General features: G+C 49.8%; 1 protein-coding gene. It reads left to right on the top strand.

The window, feature by feature from the left end:
- The coding region (locus R2R70_RS19980) for a dihydroxy-acid dehydratase (RefSeq protein ID WP_410978896.1) at nt 1-277 on the top strand (277 nt) is incomplete at both ends.

The raw sequence follows: 277 nt of genomic DNA on the forward strand, positions 1-277 counted from the left end.
CTATTGAAGCTTCAGCCTGCCCTACTTGTGGTTCGTGCTCTGGTATGTTTACCGCCAACTCGATGAACTGCTTGACCGAAGCTTTAGGCCTAGCCTTACCAGGCAACGGCTCACTGCTAGCTACCCATTCATTGCGCCGCGAGCTATTCTTAGAAGCGGGTCGTACCATTGTGTCGCTTGCTAAACGTCGCTACGAGCAAGATGATGACTCTGTACTACCACGCTCTATCGCTACCAAAGCTGCTTTTGAAAATGCCATGAGCTTAGATATTGCCAT

Source organism: Cobetia sp. SIMBA_158, from assembly GCF_046566945.1.
GTDB lineage: Bacteria > Pseudomonadota > Gammaproteobacteria > Pseudomonadales > Halomonadaceae > Cobetia > Cobetia amphilecti.